27 protein-coding genes and 4 tRNA genes are annotated in these 26,983 nt (G+C 69.6%); 16 read left to right on the top strand and 15 right to left on the bottom strand.

Going from position 1 to position 26,983, the window contains the following annotated elements:
• Positions 1-14 precede the first annotated feature (14 nt).
• From ASH02_RS20835 to ASH02_RS20820, 4 genes are all read right to left on the bottom strand, one after another.
• Positions 15-1,118 (bottom strand): hypothetical protein, encoded by a 1,104-nt coding sequence (locus ASH02_RS20835; RefSeq protein WP_056682823.1) that lies wholly within the window; start codon positions 1,116-1,118, stop codon positions 15-17.
• Positions 1,115-2,527, bottom strand: a complete 1,413-nt coding sequence (locus ASH02_RS20830) for a hypothetical protein (RefSeq protein WP_156409819.1) — start codon at positions 2,525-2,527, stop codon at positions 1,115-1,117. The genes ASH02_RS20835 and ASH02_RS20830 overlap by 4 nt, the downstream gene beginning before the upstream one ends.
• 43 nt (positions 2,528-2,570) lie before the next feature.
• On the bottom strand, positions 2,571-5,120 hold the full coding sequence (locus tag ASH02_RS20825) for a zinc ribbon domain-containing protein (RefSeq protein WP_057295390.1): 2,550 nt from the start codon (positions 5,118-5,120) through the stop codon (positions 2,571-2,573).
• Positions 5,121-5,267: 147 nt separating this feature from the next.
• A tRNA-Phe gene (locus ASH02_RS20820) sits at positions 5,268-5,344 on the bottom strand.
• Between the two features lie 132 nt (positions 5,345-5,476).
• Between ASH02_RS20820 and ASH02_RS20815 the strand changes: the two genes are divergently transcribed.
• From ASH02_RS20815 to ASH02_RS20800, 4 genes are all read left to right on the top strand, one after another.
• Positions 5,477-5,552: transfer RNA gene (locus ASH02_RS20815), tRNA-Glu, on the top strand.
• A gap of 92 nt (positions 5,553-5,644) precedes the next feature.
• Positions 5,645-5,718 (top strand) — tRNA-Asp (locus ASH02_RS20810).
• A 63-nt stretch (positions 5,719-5,781) separates the two neighbouring features.
• Positions 5,782-6,636, top strand: a complete 855-nt coding sequence (locus ASH02_RS20805) for a class I SAM-dependent methyltransferase (RefSeq protein ID WP_056891804.1) — start codon at positions 5,782-5,784, stop codon at positions 6,634-6,636.
• The gene (locus ASH02_RS20800) at positions 6,633-6,983 is read left to right on the top strand and encodes a metallopeptidase family protein (protein ID WP_056891805.1); all 351 of its coding nucleotides are present in this window, start codon (positions 6,633-6,635) and stop codon (positions 6,981-6,983) included. The genes ASH02_RS20805 and ASH02_RS20800 overlap by 4 nt, the downstream gene beginning before the upstream one ends.
• A gap of 18 nt (positions 6,984-7,001) precedes the next feature.
• Here the strand turns inward: ASH02_RS20800 and ASH02_RS20795 are convergent, their stop codons facing one another.
• From ASH02_RS20795 to ASH02_RS26235, 3 genes are read right to left on the bottom strand one after another with little or no spacing between them, the layout of a single operon-like run.
• The gene (locus tag ASH02_RS20795; RefSeq protein ID WP_057295389.1) at positions 7,002-7,331 is read right to left on the bottom strand and encodes a fluoride efflux transporter FluC; all 330 of its coding nucleotides are present in this window, start codon (positions 7,329-7,331) and stop codon (positions 7,002-7,004) included.
• On the bottom strand, positions 7,328-7,744 hold the full coding sequence (locus ASH02_RS26475) for a fluoride efflux transporter FluC (RefSeq protein WP_056682803.1): 417 nt from the start codon (positions 7,742-7,744) through the stop codon (positions 7,328-7,330). Before ASH02_RS26475 ends, ASH02_RS20795 begins: the two co-directional genes overlap by 4 nt.
• Positions 7,741-8,679, bottom strand: a complete 939-nt coding sequence (locus ASH02_RS26235; protein WP_162262610.1) for an ATP-binding protein — start codon at positions 8,677-8,679, stop codon at positions 7,741-7,743. Before ASH02_RS26235 ends, ASH02_RS26475 begins: the two co-directional genes overlap by 4 nt.
• A gap of 215 nt (positions 8,680-8,894) precedes the next feature.
• Between ASH02_RS26235 and ASH02_RS20780 the strand changes: the two genes are divergently transcribed.
• Positions 8,895-10,352, top strand: a complete 1,458-nt coding sequence (locus ASH02_RS20780; RefSeq protein WP_056682800.1) for an NAD(P)/FAD-dependent oxidoreductase — start codon at positions 8,895-8,897, stop codon at positions 10,350-10,352.
• 3 nt (positions 10,353-10,355) lie between these two features.
• Here the strand turns inward: ASH02_RS20780 and ASH02_RS20775 are convergent, their stop codons facing one another.
• Positions 10,356-11,012, bottom strand: coding sequence for a PaaI family thioesterase (locus ASH02_RS20775; protein ID WP_057295387.1), 657 nt, complete (start codon positions 11,010-11,012; stop codon positions 10,356-10,358).
• Positions 11,013-11,086: 74 nt separating this feature from the next.
• On the opposite strand from ASH02_RS20775, the gene ASH02_RS20770 reads away from it, so the two are divergent.
• A complete protein-coding gene (locus tag ASH02_RS20770; RefSeq protein WP_057295414.1) occupies positions 11,087-11,599 on the top strand; it encodes a GNAT family N-acetyltransferase in 513 nt (170 codons plus the stop codon).
• Here ASH02_RS20770 and ASH02_RS20765 read toward each other — a convergent pair.
• On the bottom strand, positions 11,578-12,741 hold the full coding sequence (locus ASH02_RS20765; RefSeq protein ID WP_057295386.1) for a hypothetical protein: 1,164 nt from the start codon (positions 12,739-12,741) through the stop codon (positions 11,578-11,580). The genes ASH02_RS20770 and ASH02_RS20765 overlap by 22 nt on opposite strands.
• Positions 12,742-12,858: 117 nt before the next feature.
• Positions 12,859-12,931 (bottom strand) — tRNA-Lys (locus ASH02_RS20760).
• A gap of 416 nt (positions 12,932-13,347) precedes the next feature.
• Between ASH02_RS20760 and ASH02_RS20755 the strand changes: the two genes are divergently transcribed.
• From ASH02_RS20755 to ASH02_RS20715, 9 genes are all read left to right on the top strand, one after another.
• Entirely contained in the window at positions 13,348-13,551 is a 204-nt protein-coding gene (locus ASH02_RS20755; protein ID WP_045548871.1) for a cold-shock protein, read from the top strand.
• A 208-nt stretch (positions 13,552-13,759) separates the two neighbouring features.
• Complete coding sequence (locus tag ASH02_RS20750; protein WP_056685047.1) at positions 13,760-13,957, top strand: hypothetical protein; 198 nt, start codon at positions 13,760-13,762, stop codon at positions 13,955-13,957.
• 91 nt (positions 13,958-14,048) lie between these two features.
• A complete protein-coding gene (locus ASH02_RS20745) occupies positions 14,049-14,342 on the top strand; it encodes a metal-sensitive transcriptional regulator (protein WP_056682793.1) in 294 nt (97 codons plus the stop codon).
• A 25-nt stretch (positions 14,343-14,367) separates the two neighbouring features.
• A complete protein-coding gene (locus ASH02_RS20740) occupies positions 14,368-14,580 on the top strand; it encodes a heavy-metal-associated domain-containing protein (RefSeq protein ID WP_057295385.1) in 213 nt (70 codons plus the stop codon).
• Positions 14,577-15,461: a hypothetical protein gene (locus ASH02_RS26470; protein WP_057295384.1), complete on the top strand. Its 885-nt coding sequence runs from the start codon at positions 14,577-14,579 to the stop codon at positions 15,459-15,461. The genes ASH02_RS20740 and ASH02_RS26470 overlap by 4 nt, the downstream gene beginning before the upstream one ends.
• A complete protein-coding gene (locus tag ASH02_RS20730) occupies positions 15,451-17,673 on the top strand; it encodes a heavy metal translocating P-type ATPase (protein ID WP_057295383.1) in 2,223 nt (740 codons plus the stop codon). The genes ASH02_RS26470 and ASH02_RS20730 overlap by 11 nt, the downstream gene beginning before the upstream one ends.
• Positions 17,674-17,749: 76 nt before the next feature.
• Positions 17,750-18,367, top strand: coding sequence for a DUF47 domain-containing protein (locus tag ASH02_RS20725; RefSeq protein ID WP_056682784.1), 618 nt, complete (start codon positions 17,750-17,752; stop codon positions 18,365-18,367).
• A gap of 4 nt (positions 18,368-18,371) precedes the next feature.
• Positions 18,372-19,385 (top strand): inorganic phosphate transporter, encoded by a 1,014-nt coding sequence (locus ASH02_RS20720; RefSeq protein ID WP_056682781.1) that lies wholly within the window; start codon positions 18,372-18,374, stop codon positions 19,383-19,385.
• Between the two features lie 393 nt (positions 19,386-19,778).
• Positions 19,779-20,693 (top strand): hypothetical protein, encoded by a 915-nt coding sequence (locus tag ASH02_RS20715; RefSeq protein WP_056682778.1) that lies wholly within the window; start codon positions 19,779-19,781, stop codon positions 20,691-20,693.
• A 101-nt stretch (positions 20,694-20,794) separates the two neighbouring features.
• Here the strand turns inward: ASH02_RS20715 and pstB are convergent, their stop codons facing one another.
• From pstB to ASH02_RS20690, 5 genes are all read right to left on the bottom strand, one after another.
• Positions 20,795-21,574 (bottom strand): phosphate ABC transporter ATP-binding protein PstB, encoded by a 780-nt coding sequence (gene pstB, locus ASH02_RS20710; protein WP_056682775.1) that lies wholly within the window; start codon positions 21,572-21,574, stop codon positions 20,795-20,797.
• A gap of 20 nt (positions 21,575-21,594) precedes the next feature.
• Positions 21,595-22,674: a phosphate ABC transporter permease PstA gene (gene pstA / locus ASH02_RS20705; protein ID WP_056682772.1), complete on the bottom strand. Its 1,080-nt coding sequence runs from the start codon at positions 22,672-22,674 to the stop codon at positions 21,595-21,597.
• A gap of 4 nt (positions 22,675-22,678) precedes the next feature.
• A complete protein-coding gene (gene pstC / locus ASH02_RS20700) occupies positions 22,679-23,629 on the bottom strand; it encodes a phosphate ABC transporter permease subunit PstC (RefSeq protein ID WP_056685040.1) in 951 nt (316 codons plus the stop codon).
• Positions 23,630-23,728: 99 nt separating this feature from the next.
• The gene (gene pstS / locus ASH02_RS20695; protein WP_056682769.1) at positions 23,729-24,853 is read right to left on the bottom strand and encodes a phosphate ABC transporter substrate-binding protein PstS; all 1,125 of its coding nucleotides are present in this window, start codon (positions 24,851-24,853) and stop codon (positions 23,729-23,731) included.
• 180 nt (positions 24,854-25,033) lie between these two features.
• Positions 25,034-25,891 (bottom strand): NUDIX hydrolase, encoded by an 858-nt coding sequence (locus ASH02_RS20690; RefSeq protein WP_056682766.1) that lies wholly within the window; start codon positions 25,889-25,891, stop codon positions 25,034-25,036.
• Positions 25,892-25,962: 71 nt separating this feature from the next.
• On the opposite strand from ASH02_RS20690, the gene ASH02_RS20685 reads away from it, so the two are divergent.
• Positions 25,963-26,982 carry a hypothetical protein gene (locus ASH02_RS20685; protein ID WP_056682764.1) on the top strand — a complete coding sequence of 340 codons (1,020 nt, stop codon included), beginning with the start codon at positions 25,963-25,965 and terminating at the stop codon, positions 26,980-26,982.
• Position 26,983: the final 1 nt, after the last annotated feature.

Genomic DNA, 26,983 nt, shown 5'->3' with positions numbered 1-26,983 from the left:
TCAGCCGGTGGGGGTTACGCGGTGGTGCCGACGACGAGCGTCTGGTCGGAGCTGACCTCGACCTCGCAGGAGCCGGACAGCGAGCACCGGTAGATCACGCCACCGTTGAAGTCGGCGTCCTTGAAGGCGTGCACGAAGACCTCGTCGTCACCGGCCCAGTAGGCCTCCTGGCCGAGTTCGGGGGTGGTGAACGTGGTCATCTTCTTGCCGGTCCTCGCGTCGAGCACGGCGTACCGGCCGGGGCCCATGCCCTCGGTGTCCGCCGGTACGGCGAGCAGGCGGGTCCCGTCGGGGCTGTAGTCGGCCTGGGTGCCGTAGCCGCGGAACCTGCACTGCGACCACCACCCGTCGGGGTCGACGATCGAGCCGCCGGTCAGGCACTCCTTGCCGTCGGTGCGAGAGGCGGTCATCAGGTCCTCGACCGGCCCGGTTCGGATCTGGTAGACGTCGCCGACGATCTTGAACTGGCGACCCGAGTAGGAGTCGACGCCGTAGAGGGTGGGGCCGTCGTCGCCGAACCACGCCGTCACCAGGGTGTCCTCGCTGAACGCGGCCTCGCCCGACGGTTCGCCCTCGCCGTCGACGGTGATGGTCTGCAGCACCTTGCCCGAGCGGGCGTCACGGACCTGGTAGGCGCCGTCGTACATCGCGACGAACGAGTCGCGGTTGTCGTTGAGGTCCCAGGTGCCGACGAACGTGCCGCCGATCGGTGTGGTCTCGCCGGAGGGGTCCACGAAGGCCGCCCTGAACTGGGCGTCCTGGGAGGAGGTGCGCGAGACGACCAGCCACCCACCGGCCACCCGTTGGAGCGAGGACACCTCGCCGATCCGGAACCCGGAGACCTGCACGCTGGTGTCACCGTCGTGGATCGTGCCGCCCACCATGTAGAGCAGTGGCTCGTCGTCCGTGCCGGGCGTCTCGGTCGACGCGGTCCCCGACGGCTGGTCCGTGGCCGGGGGATTCTGGGTGTCGCCGGGGGTGGAGGACTCCGTGCCGGTGGTGCCGGCGGAACCGTTCCCGTCGTCGCTCTCGAGGACACCCGAGGTCGCGGCGTACGTGCCGCCGACGATGCCGATCACGGCGGCCGAGGCGATGGCCATCGCGGCAATGCGGTTCATGGTCGTTCCTGTCTCTCAGGCGGTTGCACGAGGTGTGATGCACCGGAGGCGCCATTGGTTCGCGCCGTGGTTCGCGCCCCGGGGGCGCGCAGGACGACCAGGTCGCCGTGCGTGCCGTAGCCGCAGAGGTCGCCACCTGCCGGAGTGCCGTCGAAGGTGACCATCAACGCCCCGCCGTCGTCGAGCGGAAGGACCGACGGCCACGGGATGTTGGTCGGGTGCTCGGCGGGCAGTGCACCGACCTCGTCCATCGCGAGATCGAAGACCGGGAACCGCCGGCGCTGTCCGGAGCGGCCCTCCGGCCCGTCGCTGGCCAGCACCCGCCACTGGTCGTCGACTCGGGCGATCACGGTGCCCTCCGTGGCCCGCCGGTCGGTGGCGGCGCCGAGGAGGCGCCACCCGTCGAGGCTCCCGGCGACCTCGGCGCGGGCCAGCGCCGGGTAGAAGTCGAAGAACCTGCGCGCCGCCACGAAGGCGAGGTGCCAGTGCCCGTCGATCCGGGTCAGGTGCGGGTCCCAGGTGCCGACCACGGGGGCCGGCAGTTCCTCGGTCGGTACGCCGAGGGGTGCGGTGTCGAGCACGTGCTCTCCCGTCAGCAGGTCCGCCTCGCTGGTGGCCAGCCCGATGTCGACGCTCCGACCCGCCTCGGGTGCGTGGTCGAAGGTGGCCCAGCTGCTGGCGGCCACCAGCCAGCGGTCGCCGTCGCGGACCACGTGGGTGGCGTGGTCGCCGCGCACCACGCCGTCCCGCCGGAACCACAGGTCGCTGCAGTGCTCGATCGCGTACGTCGTCGGGTCGAAGGACCACACGCCGCAGCGGGCCGTGCCGAAGAACCCGGGACCGGCGTGCGTCATCGTCAGGAAGGCCAGCCCCTCACGCAGGTACGCCGACCCGTCCGCATTCGCCACGAAGTGCACGTCGCGCAGGCCGAGCTGCCCGGTGGTGCCCGAGCGCCAGCTCGCGACCGGGGAGGGGGCGTCTCCTGCGCGCGGCTGCCACGCCACGTGCGGGACGAGGTCGGCCGGGTCGACGTCGTGCTCGAGCTCCACCCGGGCCCGCGCGGTCCACGCGCCGTCGATCCGGGTCAGGACGGTCAGCTGGCGTCCGGTCAGCATCACTCCGAGGGCGTCCGGAGGCGTCGGTGGGCGCCCGTGCCTGCGGCTGCGGTGGTGGGTGACCTTGCCCTGCGGGTCGACCAGGTCGATGCCGGCCAGTCTCCGTCCGCCGTCGTACCAGCCGTCGAGGGTGTGGCCGCCGACGGTGAGGCCGGCCACGACGCGGCCGGGGACGTCATGGGTGCCGAGCTCCACCTCGACCGCGACGAACGGGGACAGGAAGTCGCTGCGGCGCTCGCGCCCGACGAGCCGGACCGGACGGGCCCGGTGCACCTCCGAGAATGTCGACCACACCCGCAGCAGCCTAGGCGGTCCCGCCCGTCAGCCGGGGGAGCGGTCAGCGCAGGCGACGCAGGTAGGCGCTGGCCCGCCGTACGTCACGCAGACGGCTCTCCCAGGTGATGCCGACCGCGGTGAGCACCAGACCGATCCCGCCGATGATCACCCACTGCGGCAGGTCGTTGGCGTAGGACGCCTCCCGCAGCACCAGCGCGAGCCCGACGGAGGCGCCCACCACGAGCGGCGCCGACCAGCGCAGGCCCACGCCCGCCACCACGGCCGCGAGGCAGCCCAGGCCGAGGAGAAGCGCACGCAGCGAGACCGGGTCGGAGAGCGACAGCAGGAGCGAGGGCACCAGGGCCAGCAGCAGGCCGGGCACCAGGGCGCGCGTGCTGCGCAACGACGGAGTCCGCAGCATCCCGATGACGCCGACGGCGACCAGCACCGACGCCAGCGGCAGCGTGTAGGCCTCGGGCGTCTCGACGCCGACATCGGCCATCCGCACCCACTGGGCGAGCACCATGAACCCCAGGCCCGCCCAACCGAGGAACCGGCGGTGCGTGTTGGCGAGTGCGGAGACGTGGGTCAGCACACCGGCGACGGTGAGGTCGATCGCCAACCAGGTCTGGTCGATGCTGCCCGTGGCGCCGAGTCCGAGGGCCACGCCGACCAGTGCCGTGGCCGCCGCCGGCACCTCCCGCTCGATGCGGGCACCGAGGATCGCCCAGGCGCCGGCGATGAGCAGCACGGCCAGTGAACGCCACTCCGGTGCGCTGCCGCCCAGGTCGAGAACGGTCCAGGCGCACACGGCCGCAGCGGGCACGAACAGCACGTCACCCACGGTGCGCAGCACGGCCGAAGCGCTCAGCGACAGGGCGACGGCCGCCAGCCCGAGCAGCCCGGTGGTCACGGCGGTCAGCACGTCGCTCTGGAACGACGCCATCAGCGCCAGGCCGGCAACAGGAGTGGCCAGGACCAGCGCGACGACGCGCAGCTCGCCGTGGACCGCGACGCCGAGGCCGACCAGCACCGCCGCGCCCGCGAGGAGCACCCCGACCGCGACGGCGAGCGGCACGCCGTAGAAGGCGGGGACAAGGGCGGCCGAGGCTGCGACCGTCAGCGCGATCGGCACGGCGACCCGCTTGATCGGGACATCACGCACGAGGCCGGCGACGAACCAGGCGGCCAGCAGGACACCGAGGGTGCCGGCGGGCAGCAGCAGCGGCCAGTGCCAGGCGAGGTCGGGTCGCTCCAGCGCGACGGTCGCTGCGGCCCCGTCGAATCCGACGGACAGGAGAGCGTTCAGCGCGGTGCCGACCAGCACGCTGACCGCACCGAGCAGGCCCGCTGCGGCGACCACCGGTGGCGCGGCCAGTGCCGCGCGCCAGGGTCGGGCGACGACGAAGCTGCCGGCGCACGCGGCCGCGACCATGGCCAGCTCGACCAGCGAGACCAAGGTCGCGGATTCGTCGAAGGACGGCAGGGTGACGACCAGGGAGAAGAGTGCGACGGCCACGCCGAGGCTCAGGACCCGCATGGCCACTGGGATCCGGACGATCGCTGGGTGCCTGACAACGGGTGCGGCGGCGATCGCGGCGGCCACGAGGGTCGGCCAGATCGCGAGGCCGCCCCACACCTCGGCGAAGGTCGGCGTGAAGTCGAGACGGGAGAGGCCGAGCAGGGCGAGCGAGACCCAGATCATGGAGGCACCGACGGCCAGCAGGATCGCTGCGATCTGCAGGTGCAGTCGGTGGACGACGTGTGCCAGCGCACCGACGGCAACCAGGCTGACGGTCGCCTGCAGGGCGTTGACGTCGGGATTGACCTCCGGGAGGCCCGAGACGACCAGGCCCACGCCGAGGGCACCGACGACCTGACCGGTGATCAGGGCACCGACCGGGCTCCTGCGCAGGGCGAGCGCGCCGCCGAGTCCGGCCGCCGCGAGCACGACACCGAGCACGAGAGTGAAGCCCTGGCTGCCGAGGTCGCCGAGCCACCCAGCGCTGCGCGCGCCGAAGACGTCGAGGGTGAGCAGACCCAGGGCCAGCGCCATGAACGCCTCCGCGCCCGCGGACAGGGACTTGCGGGCCATCAGCCAGGTCAGGGCGCCGGCGGTCGCGGTGAGCAGCACGAGGACGCCGGTGCGGCCGCCGACCCCGAGGGCCGACCAGGCCACGGCGAGGAAGACCAGCGCCGCGACCAGCAGGCAGGTCGCACCCAGGCCGAGCAGGATCTTCGGGACCGAAGAGCCGCTCAGACCGGTGCCCGGCTGCCGGCGCCCGGGCAGACCCGGTATCGCGCTCGGGAACGTCGGCAGGTCAGGCGGCAGCATCGAGCCCGCCGGTGCAGCAGCAGGTGCGGAGAGGAGCGCGCCGACCCCCACCGGATCTGGACCGAGCGGTGCGTACGCCGCCGTACGCGCTGCCGTGGAGTTCGCCGAGAGTGCGGCGAGCTCGGCGACGAGGGAGTCGGCGTGGGTCAGCGTGCGGAAGAGCCGCTGGGCGATCGTGCCGGTGAGCTGCGTGTCGCACTGCGGGCACTGCAGGCACCCGCTGGGGATCGGGGCGCGGCAGGCTGGGCAGGCCTCGGGGTCGGCGTATCGGAACATGTCCTGATCGTCGCGCCTCGGCGCCGGTTCGCGCGTCGTCCGCGCGGCTCAACCGTGGTGAGTACGCGCACTCAGCGCAGTCGTGCTCACGCGTCCGGACCTGCAAGAAGGCCGCAGTCCGGAGGAGTCCGGGCTGCGGCCTTCAGGTGGTGGCCAGGGGCGGGGTCGAACCGCCGACCTACCGATTTTCAGTCGGTCGCTCGTACCAACTGAGCTACCTGGCCGGGCCGCGGAGAAGATTACCCCAGACCCGGGGGATCGGTGAAAACGCGCTCGCTTTGGTGACTTCCCGGGCCTGCCCCTATGCTGTATCGGCCTGCCCGTGCGTCGTACGACGTGGGGGCGGCACAGTCCCAGCCCCCATCGTCTAGTGGCCTAGGACGTCGCCCTTTCACGGCGGTAGCACGGGTTCGAATCCCGTTGGGGGTACCAGCTGAACAGCGGTTTCCGCCCGATTGGGCGGCACCGGCAACCATGGGTTATTGTTCAGCGGCTTCGCAGTGAGAAACTGGGAAGCACAACCTGGCCCCGTAGCGCAGTTGGTTAGCGCGCCGCCCTGTCACGGCGGAGGCCGCGGGTTCGAGTCCCGTCGGGGTCGCAGAGTGCGAGGTCCACGCGAAAGCGTGGGCCTCGCTTTTTTCGTTCCCCTAGGTTGGTCACCGTGGACAACGAAGAGATGCGGCAGGGCTGGTCCAGCACGGGCGTCGGATGGGTGGCCAACGCGCGGATCTTCGACGCCACCATGGCGCCGATGGCCGACGCCGTCATCGCGGCCGCGGAGCTCGTTCCGGGCCAGCGGGTCCTCGACGTCGGCTGCGGCTTCGGCACGTTGCTCGAACTGGCGGACGCGGCAGGCACGACGCCGGTCGGCGTCGACATCTCCGACTCGATGGTCGAGGCCGCACGGCGCCGGGTGCCTGCTGCCGAGGTGCTCCTGGCAGACGCCCAGACCGAGGACCTGCTCCAAGGCGGGGCCGGCGGGTTCGACAGGGTCGTCTCGCGCTTCGGGGTGATGTTCTTCGCGGATCCGGTGGCGGCCTTCGCCAACATCCGCCGCGCCTGTGTTCCGGGAGCCCGACTGGCCTTCGTCTGCTGGCGTTCGGGGGAGAACGAGATCTTCACCCTGGGCACCGAGGTGCTCACCGCACGGATGGCGCCGGACGAGGGCGAGGGCGAGGACGCAGGCGCCCCCGGACCGCAGGCGTTCGGCGAGCCCGAGCGCGTGCGCGAGATCCTGACCGGGGCCGGCTGGGCCGACGTCGACCTCGTCGCCCAGGACGCCCCGCTGGACTACGGGTTCGACGGCACCGACGGTGTCGAGGAGCGACTCTCGGTGATCCTGGCGACCACCACCGGACAGTCCGCTCGCACCGAGCTCGAGCCCACGCTCGGACCCGACGGCTGGGCCTCCCTGGTCGACGAGGTCCGGGCCGAGCTGCGCCGTCACCTCGTGGACGGCGCCGTGCGCCCCATCGCCCACACCTGGGTGGTCACGGCCACCAACCCGGCAGCATGATCGAGCTCGACCGGACCGCCTTCGAGGCGCTCGTCGACCGGGCGTTGGACGACATCCCCGACGAGATCGCCGCGCTCGTGAACAACCTCGTCGTGCTCGTCGAGGACGAGCCGCCCGCCGACGACCCCGACCTCCTGGGGCTCTACGACGGCGTCGCGCTGACCGAGCGCACGGCCAACCACTCGGCGGCGCTGCCCGACCGCATCTTCATCTTCCGGAACCCGCTGCAGGAGATGTGCGAGACCGAGGAGGAGCTGGTCGACGAGGTGCGGATCACCGTGGTCCACGAGATCGCGCACCACTTCGGCATCGGCGAGGCCGAGCTGCACGGCCTCGGCTACGCCTGAGCCCTCACGGCCGATGCGTCAGGGCCGGACACTCCAGTAGCCGAGGGCGCACACGGCCAGCGACGCCAGCAGCGTGGCGGCGGCGTACGCCGTACCGCGCCGGACGCCGAGGCGCGAGGTCTGTACGGCGAACGAGGAGTACGTGGTGAGCCCGCCGCAGAAGCCCACGCCGAGCAGCGCCCAGGCGTGGTCCGACAGCGCGAGGCCGCTGAACAGGCCGAGCAGGAACGATCCGGCCACGTTGACCAGCAGGGTGCCGCGAGGCACGTCGCGGTCGAGGTGGTGGCCGGCCACGAATCGCAGGGGTGCGCCGACGGCCGCACCGAGTGCGACGAGCAGCATGGTCATTCGTCGCCCTCCTCGTCGTCGAACAGCTGCTGGGCCGCGGGCGTCGACCAGTGGTGGGCGAGCTCGACGGCGAACGCCGCGGCCAGCACCGTGACGAGCACGTAGGGCACGGCCAGGAACGAGCCACTCGCGAGCAGCGCCCGGGTCTCCTCCGAGAAGGTGCTCAGCGTGGTGAACCCGCCGAGCACCCCGGTGCCGAGGAAGAGTGGCAGCAGCTGGTGGCGGCGTACGACGAGCAGGGCGGGGAGCAGCGCCAGCAGCAGGGAGCCGCCGACGTTGATGCAGAGGGTGACCCACGGGAAGTCGTCGCCCACCGGGAACCGGGTCGACAGTGCCCAGCGCGCGCATGCGCCGAGCGCGCCCCCGAGCGACACCACCGCCAGCTGCGACGGGGTGATCTGCTGTCCCCTCACGAGATGCGTGGCTGCGGCAGGTGGACGGAGTCGTCGCCGGTCCAGATCACCGGTGGTTCGCCGTCGGCCTGCCTGATCAGCTCGCCGAGGAACCACCTCTGGAAGTCGCGCTGCTGGTGGGTGGAGGCGAGCGAGAGCAGGCGCTCGGTGCGGCAGAAGGAGTCGGCGAGCTCGAGGACGTCGATCATCTGCTCGACGACGGCCGGTGCCTCGGGGGCGATGACCAGGCGGATGGACGCTGTGGTGACCCCGGACTCGACCGCCCGCTGGATGTCGTCGACGCCGAGTGTGTGCTGCACCTCCTCGTAGAACCGGTCGAACAGGTCGGTGAGGGTCTTGGCGACCGGGTAGTCGTCCTCGTGCGCCAGTGAGAGGAGCCGCAGCTCGCGGTGCAGGTCCCGGAACCGGCGTCGCCAGTCGACGAACAGCTGCACCGGGAAGGTCGGGTAGTCGATGCGTAGACCGTCATCGCTCCGGATCATGGACGGCTGGCCGGTCGCGGGACTGTTCGAGGGGTAGACCTGGCCCTCGAGGTCGGGCTCGTCCACGGGCTCGACGGCCGGCTCGAACCAGACCACCTTGCCGTCGTCGAGCAGCTCGGCGCCCCAGGCATGGGAGGACATCGCCACCATGCCGAGGCCTCGGCCGATCGTGGCCAGCAGCTCGTCGTCGTGGGTCATCCGGTGGTTCGGGGAGGGTGGCGTGCGCGAGCCGTCGAGCACCTCGATGCGCGGGTGCCGATGGGTGCCGCGCACCCGCACGTGAATCGGGGGCGCGCCGTGCAGCAGGGCGTTGGTGACCAGCTCGGAGACGCCCAGCTGGGCGGCCTCGACGAGGTCCTCCCGTTCGAGGTCATGGCACGCCGAAGCGACCCAGCGGCGCGCGTCCGACACGGATCGCGGGCTGGACTCGAGGGTCAGTTCACCTCTGCTCACGGCAATGGCGCACCTAGCGTCGATTTCGGGATCGCACCCATATTGGGGCACATGACCTCCCCTTGCCCAGCATCTCGGCGGTTGAAACCTGAACGACCAATCTTCTTGGCCGAATTTTCCGGTGCAGGCCCGGTTCGGAGAATTGACCGACGGATGGGATCATGGGGTACGGCAAGCAATCGACGTCGTGCGTTAAACAGAGAGGCCCGTAGGGAATGGCAAGCAACAACGGCAAGCACCAGGTGGTCGTGATCGGCTCCGGGTTCGGCGGGCTGTTCGGCACCAAGGCCCTCAAGCGGTCCGACGTCGAGGTCACCATGGTCGCCAAGACCACGCACCACCTCTTCCAGCCGCTGCTCTACCAGGTCGCCACGGGCATCCTGTCCCAGGGCGAGATCGCGCCGCCGACCCGTGAGGTGCTGGCCAAGCAGGACAACGCGCAGGTCCTTCTCGGCACGGTCACCGGCATCGACCTCGAGGCGCGCACCGTCACCCACCACGTGCTGGGTCGCGAGACGGTCTCCCACTACGACTCGCTGATCGTGGCGGCGGGCGCGAGCCAGTCCTACTTCGGCAACGACCACTTCGCCGAGTTCGCCCCCGGCATGAAGAGCATCGACGACGCGCTCGAGCTGCGTGGCCGCATCTTCGGTGCCTTCGAGATGGCCGAGAACGCCGCCAGCCGCGGTGAGCCCTACGACCACCTGCTGACCTTCGTGGTCGTCGGCGCCGGCCCCACCGGTGTCGAGATGGCCGGCCAGATCGCCGAGCTGGCCCACAAGACCCTCAAGCGCGACTTCCGCAGCATCGACACCAAGCAGGCCCGCATCATCCTCGTCGACGCCGCGCCCCAGGTGCTGCCGCCGTTCGGTGCCAAGCTCGGCACCAAGGCCAAGGGCGAGCTGGAGAAGATCGGCGTCGAGGTCCAGCTCGGCGCCATGGTCACCAGCGTCGACGAGCGCGGGCTCGAGCTGAAGGACAAGGACGGCACCACCCGTCGCATCGACTCGGTCGCCAAGATCTGGGCCGCCGGTGTGCAGGCGAACCCGCTCGGCAAGACGCTGTCGGAGCAGAGCGGTGCCCCGCTCGACCGGGCCGGTCGCATCGCGGTCAACCCCGACCTGACGCTGCCGGGCCACCCCGAGGTGTTCGTGCTCGGCGACATGATCTCGCTCGACAACCTCCCCGGCGTTGCCCAGGTGGCCATCCAGGGCGCCAAGTACGCCGCCAAGGAGATCGACCACCGACTCAAGGGCAAGGCCCCGCAGGCGCCGTTCAAGTACTTCGACAAGGGCTCGATGGCGATCATCAGCAAGTTCCGCGCGGTCGCCAGCGTCGGCAAGCTGAAGCTGAACGGCGTGATCGCCTGGCTGATGTGGCTGGCCGTGCACCTGATCTACCTGACCGGCTTCAAGAACCGCATCGGTGCCCTGTTGAGCTGGGCGATCACGTTCATCGGCAACGACCGGTCCGAGCGCACGGTCACCGAGCAGCAGATCTTCGCCCGCGTGGCGCTGGAGCGGCTCGGTGGCGGCGCCAAGGACCTCGTCAGCGAGCCGGGCGAGTTCGACGCCATGCTCGAGGCGCGTCGTGCCGAGCTGGAGCAGGTGGCCGCCGAGGAAGCGCGTCTCACCGACCAGGGCAAGCGCGGCGTCCACGTCGACGCGGGCTGAGCGCTACTCGAACGTCGACGGCTTCGGCTGGTCGGTCAGCTCCCGTGCCCAGCGCGGGAGGATGAACAGGCCCTCGGCGTACACCGTGGGTCCCTCGGCGTCGGAGATGTGCGCCTCGACGTAGGTCTTGATGCCCTCGACCTTCACGATGCGTCCCTCGGCGTGCAGGTCGCCCAGTGGCGTGCCGCGTCGGTAGCTCAGGGTCAGTCGCCCGGTCATGCCGGGCGCCCCGCCGGCCGCGGCCGTCTCTCCGCAGACCTGGTCGAGGATCAGGGCGCTGACGCCGCCGTGGACGAGTCCGGGTGGCCCCTCGTAGGCGGCGCCGAGGGTGAAGTCGGCCCAGGCCCGCCCCTCGCTGGAGCGCTGCATCGTCAGGGGCGGGGCGATCGCGTTGCGGAGCCCGACCACGCTGTTGCCGTGGTTGTGTGCGACGGCGTCGGGCGTGACCGCGATGCCGTACGGGCCGTCCAGCTGGCTGGTCCGCAGCCGGGTGGTGAGCGCGTCGATCTCCTTGCGGACCGCGATCAGCTCGTCGTCGGGCACGGTGCTGCGGATCACCGCATCGATCAGCTCGCGGGTGCTCTGCGCCAGACCGCCAGCCGCCTCGATCTCTCGCTCGATCTCCTCGGGCGTGCGGTCGTCGGTGCGGTAGTCGAACATGGCTGCACAGTAGAGGTTGGTCTCGGCAAATATTGGTTTTGTCCCGACGGATGGCCTGTGATCTGATCCGCACCATGATCGAACTGGTCCAGCCCGAAGACCGCCACTACGCCTCCTGGTGCACCGCCGAGGACGAGTTCGGCGACACGCACCGTGACGGGTCCGGATTCTTCGGGCCGCGGCCGGCGACCGACCGGGCCTCGTTCGAGCAGATGGTCGCGGACCGCCTGGCCCAGGCCGACCCCGCGACCGTGCTGCCCGAGGACCGGGTGCACTGCACGTTCCTGTGGCTGGTCGAGGCGGACGAGTTCGTCGGCTACCTCGCCATCCGGCACGCGTTGACCCCGTTCCTGCTCGAGGAGGGCGGCCACATCGGGTACTCCGTACGCCCGTCCCGACGCCGTCAGGGCCACGCGTCGCGCGCCCTGGCGCTGTCCCTGCCGATCGCCGCGTCCTTGGGCATCGACCGCGTGCTGGTCACCTGCGACGAGTCGAACGTCGGGTCGCGTCGCACCATCGAGGGCAACGGTGGCGAGTTCGAGGACGTCCGCAACGGCAAGCGCCGCTACTGGATCCCGGTCTCCTGACGCTGGAGTCGCTCGAGCACCCGGGTGAACTCGGCGGCGTCGACCAGGCTCGCGTCGACGACGTACGGCGGCATGCCGGTGCGGTGGATCAGCACCTTCCAGCCGCGACCTCCGGGTGTGCCGACGGTCTCGTACTTCGTCGTCGGACTGGCCAGGTCGAAGCGGTGATGGCTGTCCCGGGTCCGGATGTCGAGGTTGCCCCGCTCGATCATCACCGTCGACGGCGCCGACCGGCCGTGCGCCCTCCAGAGCGCCAACGTGACCACGACTGCCACTCCGGCGAGCACGAGCGTGGTCGTCGACGGGTGCTGCGAGGCCCACCAGGCCAGGGCCGCGGTGGCCACGGCTGCGAGCCCGAGCAGCGCCAGCAGGAGGGCTCTCGAGTTGCCTCGTGGTGAGAGGTCGACGTTCTCCTGGTCCGGCTCGACGGTCGGCTTGACGTTTTGCTCGACGGGCATGCTCGCCGTGGGGCTCTCCGACGGGGTCGCCACCACGGCGGGCAGCACGGCGGTCTGCACGGGCTCCGGCTCGGGTTCGGGCTCGGGTTCGGGCAGGACGGGCACCGGCTCGGGTTCGGGTACGGGTGGGACAGATACCGGTTCGGTGTCGGGGTCGGGCTGGACCTCGGCCGCGGCCCGGACCGGCTCGGGTTGCGGGCTGTGGGACCGCCGGGTGGCCGAGGCCAGGAGTTCCTCGAGGGTCTCGAAACGCCCGGCGCGCGCAGGCTCCGGCTCGGGCGTGGGCTCGGGTGATCCAGGCTCGGGCTCGACTGGTTCGCTGTCACCACGCAGGGCCGCGAAGACGTCGACGCGAGCCGACGGACTGAAGTCCTCGACGTCGACCACGCCGATCGGCAGGTCCGCGACGGTCGGCCGCGGGTCAACCGTGGAGTCGGAGTTCGGCTCGACGTCGTCAGACGCGGCCTCGTCGGGCTCATCCGCCTCGGCGGCGCCCTCTGCGTCCTCTGCGTCGTCCGGCTCGTCGGCGAAGATCGAGAGATGTGTGTCGGTGGATGCGTGCGGCGCCTCGCCGAGTACCTCCGCGAGGGGTGCGGTCAACGGATCCAGGGTGGCCGGCACGGAGGCCTCCACGGTCTCGCCCGAGTCGGTCTCGCCCGGCTCTTCTCGCGAAAAGGGGGCCATATCAGGCAAAACTAGTCACTCGGCGACACGTTATGCCGCACGGACGCGTATGTGAGACGCACCGACCCGTCGTGAATTGTTCCGGACGGGACAATTCACGACGGGTCAGTGCCCGGGTAGGCCCTGTGGGACTCGAACCCACAACCAACGGATTAAAAGTCCGGAGCTCTGCCAATTGAGCTAAGGGCCCTCGGGTCAGGACGTCGCGCGAGCGTTCGGCGATTCCTGTTCCGCGGTGGCACACGATATCCCGCGCCACGCGATCGTCTGCACCCCGGCGTACGACGATCGATCGCCCGCCGCCTGCGTCGTACGCCGCACCGGCACTGGCCTGAGCGCAGAGGGACCCGTTACACCGCTGTTGCGAAGAGTTCACCGGATCCGGAGAAATCGGTGTGGTTTGACGGTTTCTTTTCCGTACGTGATTGGTAGTGTCGTGTCTGCATCAGGTGCAAGTTCCAGTATGGCTGACGCCCGCGGAGTTTGTGATCCAACGGCGTTTCTTCTTCGTGGGCCTGCCTCCACGAGTCGGAGCGACGTGTCACCGCAGTTGATGCGGGGTTGTCGCAGTGATGACCTCTCGCCCCGACAAAGGAGTAACGAGCAATGGCTCAGGGCACCGTCAAGTGGTTCAACGCTGAGAAGGGCTTCGGCTTCATCGCCCAGGAGGACGGCGGCGACGACGTCTTCGTGCACTACTCGGCCATCCAGACCAACGGCTACAAGTCGCTGGACGAGAACCAGAAGGTCGAGTTCGACGTCACGCAGGGTCCCAAGGGCCCGCAGGCGGAGAACGTTCGCCCGCTCTGATCGAATCGATCGAGCACGACACGGAGCTGGTCACCTGACCTGACTTCCATCTGGAGGCCCCATCCCCCTGCGGGGGTGGGGCCTTCGGGTCATTTTTGGGTCATTTGCTGGCCACCTACGTTTCGTAGCACCCCACACAGGGCACGATGGTCCATGAGGCATGCCCAGAGTCGGGCTCGGGGGCGCTTCGGACGAGAGAGGGCTGCGCGTGCACGACCAGTTCGACGTCACGCTCGAGGACCAGGAGCTGTTGGATGAGGTTGAACTCACCACCAGCCTGATCATCGCGGCCAGCGAGTCCGACGAGTCACTGACCCAGGAGCAGATCGACCTGATCCTCGGGGTCACTCCGGTCGAGGCGGAGCCGGAGCCCTCCTCACCGGAATCGCCTGCGCCCTCCGACTGACCGCCGTCGTTCACCGACCCGAGCCGACTCCCGACGGAGCCGGCTCTTTTCGAGTCTTGCGATGATTACCCTAGGGGGGTACCCTATTCGCATGAGCGAACACCAGCACGGCTACATCCACCGCAAGGATGACTACCTCAAGCGTCTCAAGAGGATCGAGGGGCAGGCCCGCGGCCTGCAGCGCATGGTCGAGGAGGAGAAGTACTGCATCGACATCCTCACGCAGGTCTCCGCGATGACCAAGGCGCTCCACGCCGTCTCGATCGGCCTGCTCGAGGAGCACATGAGCCACTGCGTCGTCGACGCGGCCCGAGTCGGTGACCGGGAGGCCCAGGAGAAGATCCGCGAGGCCACCGACGCCATCTCCCGCCTCGTCCGTTCCTGACCCCGTCCCGTCAAAGGAGAGCACCGTGTCCACCACAGGCACCAGCACCTGGACCGTCACCGGCATGACCTGCGGCCACTGCGTCGCGTCCGTCACCGAAGAGCTGCTCGAGGTCCCCGGCATCGACGCCGTCGACGTGACCCTCGAGACCGGGCAGGTCACCATCACCAGTGCCGAACCGCTCGACCGCTCGACCGTCGAGGCAGCCGTGACCGAAGCCGGCTACCAGCTGTCATGAGCACCGGAACGAGGATCGCGACCTTCGTGGTCGGCCTGGCGGTCGTCTTCGGCCTTGCGGTGTACGTCGGCCGCGCCGCCGGCCCCGACGTCACCGACGAGGTGGCGGCCGAAGAGCACGAGGGCATGGGCGGTTCGGACAGCCACGAGGGGGACGACGAGCACGCCGGCCACGAGCCGGCGTACACGCTCGAGCTCGCGCGGCCCGAGGTCGACCCGGGTGACGACAAGAGGGTGGCCTTCACCATCGTGGGTGCTGACGGCGAACCGCTGCGCGACTACGACGTCGTGCACGAGAAGCGCCTGCACCTGATCGTGGTGGGCACGCCGGCGTTGACCAGCTTCCAGCACGTGCACCCCACGATGTCCGCCGACGGTCGTTGGACCGCGCGCCTCGACCTGGCTCCCGGCACCTACGAGGTGTACGCCGACGCCACCACCGCCGGCGAGAACTTCGTGGCCACCGCGCCCCTGGTCGTACGCGGCCACCACCCGCGGCCTGAGTCCGTGCCCGCCGCGACCGTGCTCGAGCGCACCGGACCGTACGCCGTCGCGATGACCCGGGTCGACGACCAGGTCACCTTCACGATCTCGCGCCACGGCAAGCCGGTCACCGACATCGAGCCCTACCTCGGAGCCAACGGCCACCTGGTCGTCATCGAGGCCCGGAAGTTCGAGTACCTCCACGCGCACCCGCTCGCGGGACCGGCCGGCCCGCAGGTCTCGTTCGAGGTCGCCGACTCCTCTGGTGCGCACCGGCTGTTCCTTGAGTTCAAGCACGACGGCGCGGTCCGCCGCGTCGCGTTCACGGTCGGCGCCGTTCAGGGCGCCGGTGCCGCCGAGGACGACCACGCCGAGGAAGGAGACGGCCATGAGCACTGAGTCGACCCAGACCGAGGCCGAGATCCTCATCTCGGGGATGACCTGCGCGTCCTGCGCCAACCGCATCGAGCGCAAGCTCAACAAGGTCGCCGGGGTCGAGGCGAGCGTCAACTACGCCACCGAGAAGGCCAAGGTGACCTTCGCCGACACGATCACGCGTGACGACCTCGTGGCCACGGTGGAGGCCGCCGGCTACGGCGTGGTCTCGACCTCGCTGGATGAGGCCCCTGCCGTGTCTGAGGACGCCGCTGGGGACGCCGCCGACGCTGCGGCGCGGGCCTCCCTGCAGCGCCTGCTGATCAGCGCCGCCCTCACCATCCCGGTGATCGTGGTGGCGATGGTGCCGCGGTTCCAGTTCGAGTACTGGCAGTGGGCCTCGCTCACCCTGGCCGCGCCGGTCGTGGTCTGGGGCGGCTGGCCGTTCCACCTCGCCGCGTGGCGCAACCTGCGCCACGGCACCACGACGATGGACACGCTGGTCTCCGTCGGCACGATCGCCGCGTTCGGCTGGTCGCTCTACGCGTTGTTCCTCGGCACCGCCGGCACGCCCGGCATGGTGCACCCGTTCGACCTGCGGCCCCGCCGCGAGTCGGGCACCGGCAACATCTACCTCGAGGTCGCCGCAGGCGTGACCACGTTCCTGCTGGTCGGCCGCTGGTTCGAGGACCGTGCCAAGCGCCGTGCCGGCTCGGCGCTGCGCACACTGCTCGAGCTCGGCGCCAAGGAAGTCTCGCTGTTGCGCGACGGCGTCGAGACCCGCATCCCCGTCGCACAGCTCGCGGTCGGCGACGCGTTCGTCGTACGACCGGGGGAGCGGCTGGCCACCGACGGCGTGGTCGAGAGCGGCACGTCGGCCGTCGACGCTTCCCTGCTCACCGGTGAGTCGGTGCCGGTCGAGGTCGGGCCGGGTGACGCGGTCACCGGGGCCACCGTCAACGCCGGCGGCCGGCTCGTCGTGCGCGCCACGAGGGTCGGCGCCGACACCCAGCTGGCCCGCATGGCGACCCTCGTCGAGGACGCCCAGAACGGCAAGGCGCCCGTGCAGCGACTGGCCGACCGGGTCTCCGGGATCTTCGTGCCCATCGTGATCGCCATCGCCGCGGCCACCCTCGGCTTCTGGATCGGCGCCGACGCGCCCCTGTCGTTCGCACTGACCTCCGCGGTCGCCGTACTCATCATCGCCTGCCCGTGTGCACTGGGCCTGGCCACGCCGACCGCCCTGATGGTCGGCACCGGCCGAGGCGCCCAGCTCGGCATCCTGATCCGCGGCCCCGAGGTGCTCGAGTCGACCCGTCGCGTCGACACCGTCGTGCTCGACAAGACCGGCACCGTCACCCACGGGCGCATGTCGCTGGTGTCGGTCGTGGCCGCCCCCGGTGAGTCCCAGGACACCGTGTTGCGGCTCGCCGCCGCCGTCGAGGACGGCTCCGAGCACCCGGTCGGCCGCGCGATCGTCGCCGGGTACGACGGCGTGCTCCCCGCCGTCGACGGGTTCGCCAACCAGCCCGGCATCGGCGTCTCCGGCACCGTGGACGGCCGCGCCGTCTCGGTGGGGCGCAAGGTTTCGGTCGACGGCGCACTCGCGACGGCCCTCGACGATGCCGAGGCCAAGGGCCACACCGCGGTGGTCGTCACCGTCGACGACCGGGTCCGCGGTGTCGTGGTCGTGGCCGACACCGTGCGGTCGACGTCCGCGGACGCCGTACGCCGCTTCCGTGAGCTCGGGCTGGAGCCGGTCCTGCTCACCGGCGACAACGCGCGGTCGGCCTCCGCCGTCGCGGCCCAGGTCGGCATCGACCGAGTCGTCGCCGAGGTGATGCCCGCCGACAAGGTGGCCGAGGTGCGCCGCCTGCAGGACGAGGGCCGGGTCGTGGCGATGGTCGGCGACGGCGTGAACGACGCCGCCGCGCTGGCCCGGGCCGACCTCGGCATCGCGATGGGCTCCGGCTCGGACGTCGCGATCGAGGCCAGCGACCTGACCCTGGTCCGGGAGGACCTGGGTCTCGCTGCGGACGCGATCGGCCTCTCCCGCCGTACGCTCCGGACCATCAAGGGGAACCTCTTCTGGGCGTTCGGCTACAACGTAGCGGGCCTCCCGCTGGCCGCTGCGGGGCTGCTCAACCCCATGCTCGCGGGGGCCGCGATGGCCTTCAGCTCCGTGTTTGTCGTCACGAACAGCCTCCGTCTGCGGGGGTTCACGCCGGGCCGCTGAAGGGTCAAGTTGCGCGACGCGCCGACGTTGGCCCTAGCATGTTCAGCGTTCAGGTCCTCCTCATCAGGAGTTTTCCGTGGCTTTCCGCTTTCGTCCGGTCGATTCTTCCTTCTACGACCTCTTCTCCGAACAAGCCCAGCACCTCGTCGGGGGTGCCGCGCTCCTCGCCGAGATGCTCGGTGCCGACAGCAACCGCGAAGAGGTTGCCGAGCGCATGCGTGCCGCCGAGCACGCGTGCGACGAGACCACCCACGCCATCGTGCGGCGGGTGAACAGCACGTTCGTGACGCCGTTCGACCGCGAGGACATCTACTCGCTGGCCTCCGGGCTCGACGACGTGATGGACGAGATGGACGAGGCCGTCGACCTCATCCTGCTCTACGAGGTGGAGCATCTGCCCTCCGAGCTGTCCAAGCAGGTCGAGGTGCTCCAGCGCTGCGCCGAGCTCACCGCCGACGCGATGCCGCGTCTCCAGGCGATGAAGGACCTCGACGAGTACTGGATCGAGATCAACCGCCTCGAGAACGCCGGCGACAAGAACTACCGCCGTACCCTCGCGAGCCTCTTCAGTGGCAAGTACGAAGCCCTCGAGGTGATCAAGCTGAAGGACATCGTGGAGTCGCTCGAACAGGCGATCGACGCCTTCGAGACGGTGGCCAACATCGTGGAGCAGATCGCGGTCAAGGAGTCCTGACCGGATGGAACTCGCGATTGTCATCGCGGTGGTCGTCGTCGCCCTCGCGTTCGACTACACCAATGGCTTCCACGACGCGGCGAACGCGATCGCCACGTCGGTCTCGACCCGTGCACTGACCCCACGCGTCGCCCTGATCCTCGCCGCGGTGATGAACTTCGTCGGCGCGCTGCTCGGCCAAGAGGTCGCGCACACGGTCAGCGACGTGATCGACACCAGTGGGTTCGACGTCGAACACGGGCTGGTCATCGTGATGGCCGGCCTGCTCGGGGCGATCGTGTGGAACCTCGTCACGTGGTACTTCGGGCTGCCCTCGTCGTCCTCCCACGCCCTGATCGGCGGCCTCGTCGGCGCTGCGCTCGTGGGCGGTGCCACGGTCTCGTGGAAGACGATCATCGACAAGGTGCTCATACCGATGGTGCTCTCGCCGCTGTTCGGCTTCGTCGCCGCGTTCCTGGTGATGCTGCTGATCATGTGGCTCTTCCGCCGCGCCAACCCCCACAAGGTCAACCGCGGCTTCCGCCTGATGCAGACCGTCTCGGCGGCCGGCCTGGCCCTGGGCCACGGCCTCCAGGACGCGCAGAAGACGATGGGCGTGATCTTCCTGGCCCTGGTCACCAGCGGTCACGCCGCGGCCGGTGACGAGCTGCCCCTCTGGGTGGTCATCGCGGCCGCCGGTGCGATCTCGGCCGGCACCTACTCCGGTGGCTGGCGCATCATGCGCACCCTCGGCCGCCGGATCATCCACCTCGACCCGCCGCGCGGCTTCTCCGCCGAGATGGTCGGTGCGGGTGTGCTCTACACGACCGCGTTCGCGTTCCACGCGCCGATCTCGACGACCCACACGATCACCTCCGCGATCATGGGCGCCGGCGCCACCAAGCGCTTCTCGGCCGTGCGCTGGGGCGTGGCAAAGTCGATCGTGACGGCCTGGGTGCTCACCTTCCCGATGGCCGGCCTCGCCGCCGTGATCTGCTACTACCTGCTCCACTTCCCCCTCGAGATCTTCATCGGCTGACCTGCTTTCCCCTTCTCGATACTCCCTGACGTTTCGGCCCCAACTTCGGGATACTCCCTGACGTTTCGGCCCCAACTTCGGGATACTCCCTGACGTTTCGGCCCTCGACCACGGTTGTTCTCGCAGTGCGGTCGGCGTACCTGTGGATGACGCGAGCGAGAGATTGCCGGTTCGGTGCACCATCCGTGCATGCGCGAACAGGAAGCACATCCCTCGATCGGTGCGCGGGGAGGGCCGCCGTACGCCGTCTCCCACGGTGGTGATCTGACGTGTCCCTGGCCGGCTGCTCACCGGGATGGCCTGGTCCTCCCGGTCCGAGTAGGGCGGCCGGGTGGGCCTTCGGCGAAGGCAGCGCGTGGTCCGGGCTGGCGTCGCTCATCGCGTGGCTTCTACGTGCCTGCGTACGTCGACGGGGATCGGGCCGAGCAGCGCATCGTGGAAGCGAGCGTGGTCATGCCGCTCGGGGCGGGCATCACCGGGTGGGCGAGTCTGCGCTGGTATGGCGCGGTGTGGTTCGACGGGTACGCGCCTGACGGTGCGACCCAGCTGCCCATCCGGATATTGACTGGTGACCGCAACATCCGGAGCCAGCCAGGATTCGTGGTGGTCGAGGAGCGGCTCTTGCCGACAGATCTCACGGTCGTCGACGGTGTGGTCACGACCGATCCGGTGCGGTCCCTGACGCACGAGATGCGATATGCGACCAGCATGCGGGAAGCGTCCGTGGCGTTCAGTATGGCGGCGTACTCCGACCTGGTCACGGCACACGAGATCTGCGCGCATGGGCTCGAGCATCCGGGATGGACGGGGGCGCCCCAGCTGCGCGAGGCCAGCGCGTTCCTGGAAGAAAACTCGTGGTCGCCCTGGGAGCAGCGGACAAGCCTGGTCTGGCAGATCGACGCGGAGCTTCCGAAGCCGATGGCCAATCGACCCATCTTCGACAGGTACGGCAATCACCTCGGCACGCCCGACCTGCTGGACGAGGTCGCCGGAGTGGTCATGGAGTACGACGGGGGCGTCCATCTGGCACCGGGCAGAGAGGTCATCGACGCTACCCGGCTTGAGCGATTTCGCAACGTGGGGCTCGAATGCTTGACGGTGCGTCGCGGTGAGACCACTTTTCGCGAGTCGTTGGCCGGTCGGATGCGGGCGACGCGAGAACGGGCGCAGTTCGCGGCGCCGTCCCGTCGGCACTGGACGACTGAGCTGCCGAGGTGGTGGATCCCGACCTTCACGGTCGAAGAGCGACGGAACCTTGGCGAGTCCGAGCGCGTTGCCCTGTTGCGTCTCCGGCGCAAGATCTCGTGAGACAAGCGTTCAGNCGGAAGGGCCGAAACGTCAGGGAGTATCGCGGCGGAAGGGCCGAAACGTCAGGGAGTATCGCGACGGAAGGGCCGAAACGTCAGGGACTATCCGAAGCGGCCGGAGATGTAGGCCTCGGTGGCGGACTCGTCGGGGTTGGAGAACACCTTGGTGGTGGGGTTGAACTCCACCAGGTGACCGGGCTCGCCGACCGCCTTCAGGTTGAAGAAGCCGGTGTCGTCGGAGACGCGGGCGGCCTGCTGCATGTTGTGGGTGACGATCACGATCGTGTAGTCGGACTTGAGCTCGTGGATCAGGTCCTCCACGGCCGCGGTCGAGATCGGGTCGAGGGCCGAGCACGGCTCGTCCATCAGCAGCACCTCGGGCTCGACGGCGATCGCGCGGGCGATGCACAGGCGCTGCTGCTGGCCGCCGGAGAGGCCCATGCCGGGCTTGGCGAGGCGGTCCTTCACCTCGTTCCAGAGGTTCGCGCCACGCAGCGACTTCTCGACGATCGTGTCGGCCTCGGGCTTCTTCAGCTTGCGGGCGTTGAGCCGGTTGCCGGCGAGGACGTTCTCGTAGATCGACATCGTCGGGAACGGGTTCGGCCGCTGGAAGACCATGCCGATCTGCCGGCGTACGGCGACCGGGTCGACCCCGGCGCCGTACAAGGACTGGCCGTCGACGACGACCTTGCCCTCGACCCGGGCGCCCGGGATCACCTCGTGCATGCGGTTCAGCGACCGCAGCACGGTGGACTTGCCACAACCGGACGGTCCGATGAACGCGGTCACCGACCGTGCCTTGATGTGGACGTTGACGCCTTGTACGGCGAGGAAGTCGCCGTAGTAGATGTCGAGGTCCTTGACGTCGATGCTCTTGGCCATGGTGTGCAGATTCCTTACGTTCAGCGCCCGGTCTTGGGGGCGAAGATGTTGCCGATGATGCGGGCAATGAGGTTGAGCGCCATCACGATGATGATCAGGACCAGGGCGGCGCCCCAGACCCGGTCGGTCCAGATGTCGCCGTACTTGGCGTCGGTGGTGCCGTTCAGCGAGCTGTAGATGTAGACGGGCAGGGTCTGGACCGCACCACTGAACGGGTTCCAGTTCGCCTCGGGGAACGTGCCGCAGATCAGCAGCAGCGGCGCGGTCTCACCGGCCACGCGGGCGATGGCCAGGGTGATGCCGGTGACGATGCCGGCCACCGCGGTGGGCAGCACGACCTTGACGATGGTGCGCCACTTCGGCACACCCAGGGCGTACGACGCCTCGCGCAGGTCGTCGGGCACCAGCTTCAGCATCTCCTCGACGGAGCGGACCACGGTCGGGATCATCAGGAGCGACAGGGCGACACCGCCACCGAGCCCGAGGCGGGGCAGCGGGTCGCCGGTCAGCACGATGAACAGCGACAGGGCGAACAGGCCCGCCACGATCGAGGGGATGCCGGTCATCACGTCGACCAGGAAGGTGATCACCTTCGCCAGGCGGGAGCCCGCGCTGTACTCGACCAGGTAGATCGCGGTGAACAGGCCAACGGGGATCGCGATGATCGCGGCGATCGCGGTGACCATGATCGTGCCCATGATCGCGTGGTAGATGCCACCGCCCTGGCCGAGCGAGGCGAAGCCCGTCATGTCGCTCTGCAGGAAGCTCGGCGTGAGCACCGGGCCGCCCTTCACGATCACCGTGTAGAGCAGGCTGAGCAGCGGCATCATGGCGACCGCGAAGGTCGACCAGACCAGGGCGTTGACCAGGCGGTCGGTGGCCTTGCGGCGTCCCTCGACGGCCGTGGACCAGGCGGTCAGGCTGACCAGGAACACCAGCCAGGCCAGCAGCACCATGACGGCGAATCCGGAGCCGAGCAACATTCCGGCGACGCCACCGATGGCGACCGCGAAGACCACGGTCAGCAGCGTCGCGGCGCGCGGCAGCTGGCCGGCCCGGATGGCCATCTCCTGCGGTGCGGCGATTTCGGTGTGGGTCATGACCTCACCCCTTGTTCTGGCCGCGGGTGGCGATCCAGCGGCCCGCGAAGTTGACGACGAAAGTGAGGAGGAACAGGGCGAGGCCGGCGAAGATCATCGTGTTGATCTTGTCGCCCGAGGCGTTCGCGTAGTTGTTGGCGATGAAGGCGGCGATGGTGTTCGGGTTCTCCGCCGAGATGATGCTCAGCGTGAGGTAGCCGGTGCCGGTCGCGGAGAGCACCATGGCCACCGCCATCGTCTCGCCGAGGGCACGGCCCAGGCCGAGCAGGATCGCGGCGACCATGCCGGAGCGGGCGTAGGGGAAGACCGCGAGGCGGATCATCTCCCACCGCGTGGCGCCGAGGGCCAGTGCGGCCTCCTCGTGGGCCCGCGGGGTCTGGGCGAAGATCTCACGCAGCAGCGCGGTCACGATCGGCAGCGCCATCAGCGCCAGCACGATCGACGCGGTCAGCAGCGAACGCGAGTTCACCGAGCCGTCGAAGAGCGGGATCCAGCTGAAGTGCTCGTTGAGCCACTTGTACGCCGGGAGCAGCTTGGGGGCGAGCACCTCGAGCCCCCAGAGGCCGAAGACGACCGAGGGTACGGCGGCCAGCAGGTCGACCAGGTAGCCGACCGGCTTGGCCAGCGCCTTGGGTGCGTAGTGCGAGATGACCAGCGCCAGGCCGACGGCCAACGGGGTCACGATCACGATCGCGATCAACGACGCGTAGATCGTGCCGTAGAGCAGCATCCCGACGAACTTCCAGATGTCGGGTTCGCCGTACGTCGCCTCACCGGAGGCGTCGAGGGCGGGTAGGCCCTGGATGAGCAGGAAGGTGCCCACCCCGGCCAGGAAGAGGATCACGATGAGACCGGAGACCAGCGAGACCTTGCTGAACAGCAGGTCGCCGAGGCGGGTCGGCGGTTTCGCCTCTACCGGCGGGGCCTCGGGGGCCTCGGGGCCCGGGTCGACCATGGTGCTCACTGAACCTCCAAGAACTGCAGGACGGGGGGTGGAATCAAGACTGGGGGCCGGACCCGACTTCGGGCCCGACCCCCTGAGCCTGTTGAGCGATCAGGATCCGATCTTGGCGACGATTTCCTGGGCGCGGGTGCGCAGGTCGTCGGAGAGCGGGGCCGAACCGGCCTCTTCGGAGCCGATGGTCTGGCCCTGGTCGGAGAGGATGTAGGTCAGGTAGCCCTTGACCTGCTTGGCGGTCGCCTCGTCGTCGTACTTCTGGCAGGCCAGGAGGTACGACGTGAGCACGATCGGGTAGACGCCGTCCTCGGTGGTGGTGTGGTCGAGGTCGTAGATCATCGCGGTGTCGCCGGCGCCCTCGGCCTCGGGGGAGACCTCGAGGATCTTGGCGGCAGCGTCGGCGGACGGCTCGACGAACGCGTCGCCGACCTTGATCTTGGCCACGCCCAGGTCGCCGGCCTTGCTGGCGTCGGCGTAGCCGATGGCGTTCTTCTCACCGTCGGTCACGGACTTCACGACACCGTCGGTGCCCTTGGCACCCTCGCCACCGAACTGCTTGGGCCACGTCTCGACGACACCGGCCGTCCAGTTCTTCTTGGCGACCGCGTCGAGGTAGTCGGTGAAGTTCTCCGTGGTGCCCGACTCGTCGGAGCGGTGCACGGGGCGGATGTCCGCGTTCGGGAGCTTCTCGTCCTTGTTGTCAGCGACGATGCGCGGGTCGTTCCACTTCTTGATCTTGCCGGCGAAGATGTCGGCCAGCACGTCGGGCGCGAGGTTGAGGTTCTCGACGCCGTCGACGTTGAAGATGACCGCGATCGGCGAGACGTAGTTGGGGATCTGGATCGGCGCTGTGCCGCAGGTCTTGGTGGCTTCGGTCAGCTCGCCCTCCTCGTCGCTGAGGTAGGCGTCGGTGCCCGCGAACTTGTAGCCGCCGGAGATGAAGTTCTCGCGGCCGGCGCCGGAGCCCTGCGGGTCGTAGGTGACCGTCACGCCGCTGGCGACCGTGGAGAAACCAGCGATCCAGGCGTCCTGGGCCGAGCCCTGGGACGAAGCGCCACCACCGGCGAGGGTGCCGGACAGGCCTTCGTAGACGGAGGTGTCGCCGGCGTCGCCCTCGAGGTCGGTGTTGCTGTCATTTCCCCCACCGCAGGCAGCAAGGGAGAAGACGGCGATCGTCGCGATTGCGGGTGCCGCGATGCTACGGAAAGAAGTGCGCTTCACTTCAGTGCTCCTGATGTTTTGATGTTGATGACACCAGTGAGTGAAAGCCCTCCAAGTGACCGGATTGCTCGGCCTCGGTGAACGAGCGGTGAACGCTGGTCGGCCCTTTGGTCGCCGGTGGGCGGAGAAGAGACGGCCATCACGTGAACTGCCCCGTGGGCCTCTTGACTCAGCCCGGATTCAGCGCACCAGATGACACTCGGTGGCGACCACCGAGCCGTCGCGCAGGTGAACGACGAACATCTGGCCGGGTTCGAGCCCGGGATCGGCCAGGCCGAGGGTGAAGAAGACGTCGGGCAGCACCGGTCGGTGGGTGCACAGCACCGTGCGCTTGCCGCCCTCGACGAGCGCGTCGACCACGTCGAGCACGCCCTCGGCGGTGGCGTCCTCCTCGCTCAGGGCGTCACGGGTGTCGATGTCGCGTGCGGTCGCGTCGGCGTACGGCAGCAGCGTCTGCACGCACCGGTTGGAGGAGGAGGACACCAGCCTGCGGACGTCGTACGCCGCCAGCACGGGCACGATGCGCTCCGCCTGGGCCGCGCCCACCTTGAGCAGCGGGCGCAGGCGGTCGTCGGTGCGCCAGTAGGAGCGAGCCCGGGCCTTGGCGTGGCGCAGCACCACCAGGGTCGTCGTACGGCCCCTGGCGGCACGGGCCAGCGCGAGCGTCTCCCGGTCGCGGGGATAGGTCAGCAGCTGCTCGGCCTTGTCGGCGGGGACCCAGCGGACCTCGTCGATCTCGTCGTTCGGCGCGTAGCCGGACACGTCGTCGCTGCCCACGACCCGGCCGACCCAGTAGTGCACGACCTTGTCGCGGGTCCCGACTCGGTAGTGCTGGTCGGGCAGCGGCCGGCCCAGGCGTACGTCGAGTCCGGTCTCCTCGCGCACCTCGCGGACGGCGCACGCCGTGACGTGTTCCCCGCGGTCGACCTTCCCCTTGGCGAAGGACCAGTCGTCGTACTTCGGGCGGTGCACCATGAGCACGTCCCCGCCCTTGCGGACGATCACGGCACCGGCGGCAATGATGTCGGCCTGCGGCATGCCGCTAGCGTATGTCCTTGTGCGCGGACCGGTCCGCGTCCGTTGCCCAGGCGTGAGGTGGTTTCTCCCGGATGTCCCGTCGACGTGTCGCCCTGTTCACCGTGGTGGTGGTCGTCATCGCCGCAGTTGCGGCGGCGGTCGGCTGGTTCGTGTGGCCGCGGGACAGCGACTTCGAGAAGGCGGCCGCGCTGCTGCCGGACGACACGCTGCGGGTGACCTGGACCGACTGGGAGCGGGTGCGCGACGAGGTGGGTGACTCCGACGTCTACACCGCCGCCACGGACCGCGACCTGTCGGTCTCCTCGCTCGCCGGGTCGGCCGATGACATCGAGGCACAGCTCGGCTTCGACCCGCTCGACGCCGACTGGGAGCTGTTGGGCCACTCCCGCGAGGGCATGGTCGTGGTCGTCAAGCTGCCCGGTGATCTCGATGACGTCGCCTCCGCGTTCAAGGGGGCCGGCTACACCGAGCCGTCGTCGAAGCGCATGGACGGCGCCGTGTGGGAGGGCGGGCCCGACGTGCTCGCGTCGCTCGGGCTCACCAACAACGAGCTGCAGAGCGTGGCCTTCGTGGAGGAGGAGGGCCTCCTGGTCGGTTCCGACTCGGCCACCTACCTGCGCAGCGCGATGAAGACCGTCACGGGCGACGAGGACGGCCTCGACGTCACCCCGCTCACCGACCCGCTCGAGGACGACCCGCTCGACGCGACAGTGTTCCTGGAGGACTACGCCTGCGAGGCGCTTTCGATGAGCCAGGCCGACGAGGCGACCCAGACGGTCGCCGACGGTCTGGTCGACGACGCCGGCGGGGTGTCGCCACTGAAGGGCTACCTGGTCGCGCTGTCGGCCGACGAGCAGCTCTCCGTGGTGTTCCGATTCGCCGACGACGACCAGGCCGAGCGCAACGCTTCCTCACGCGGCTCGCTGGCCACGGCCGAGGACCCAGGTCAGATGGTGGCCTACTCCGACGTGTTCTCCGACCCCACGACGGAGGCCGACGACGCGGACGTCGTACTCACCGCCACGGCGTTGCGCGACGGCTACCCGATGGCGAACCTCGCCGCCGGGCCGGTGCTGCTCGCCACCTGCTAGA

This window comes from Nocardioides sp. Soil796, from assembly GCF_001429525.1.
Lineage (GTDB): Bacteria > Actinomycetota > Actinomycetes > Propionibacteriales > Nocardioidaceae > Nocardioides.
Note: the sequence above shows the minus strand (reverse complement) of the source record. Positions and strands in the feature narration are given on the sequence as shown.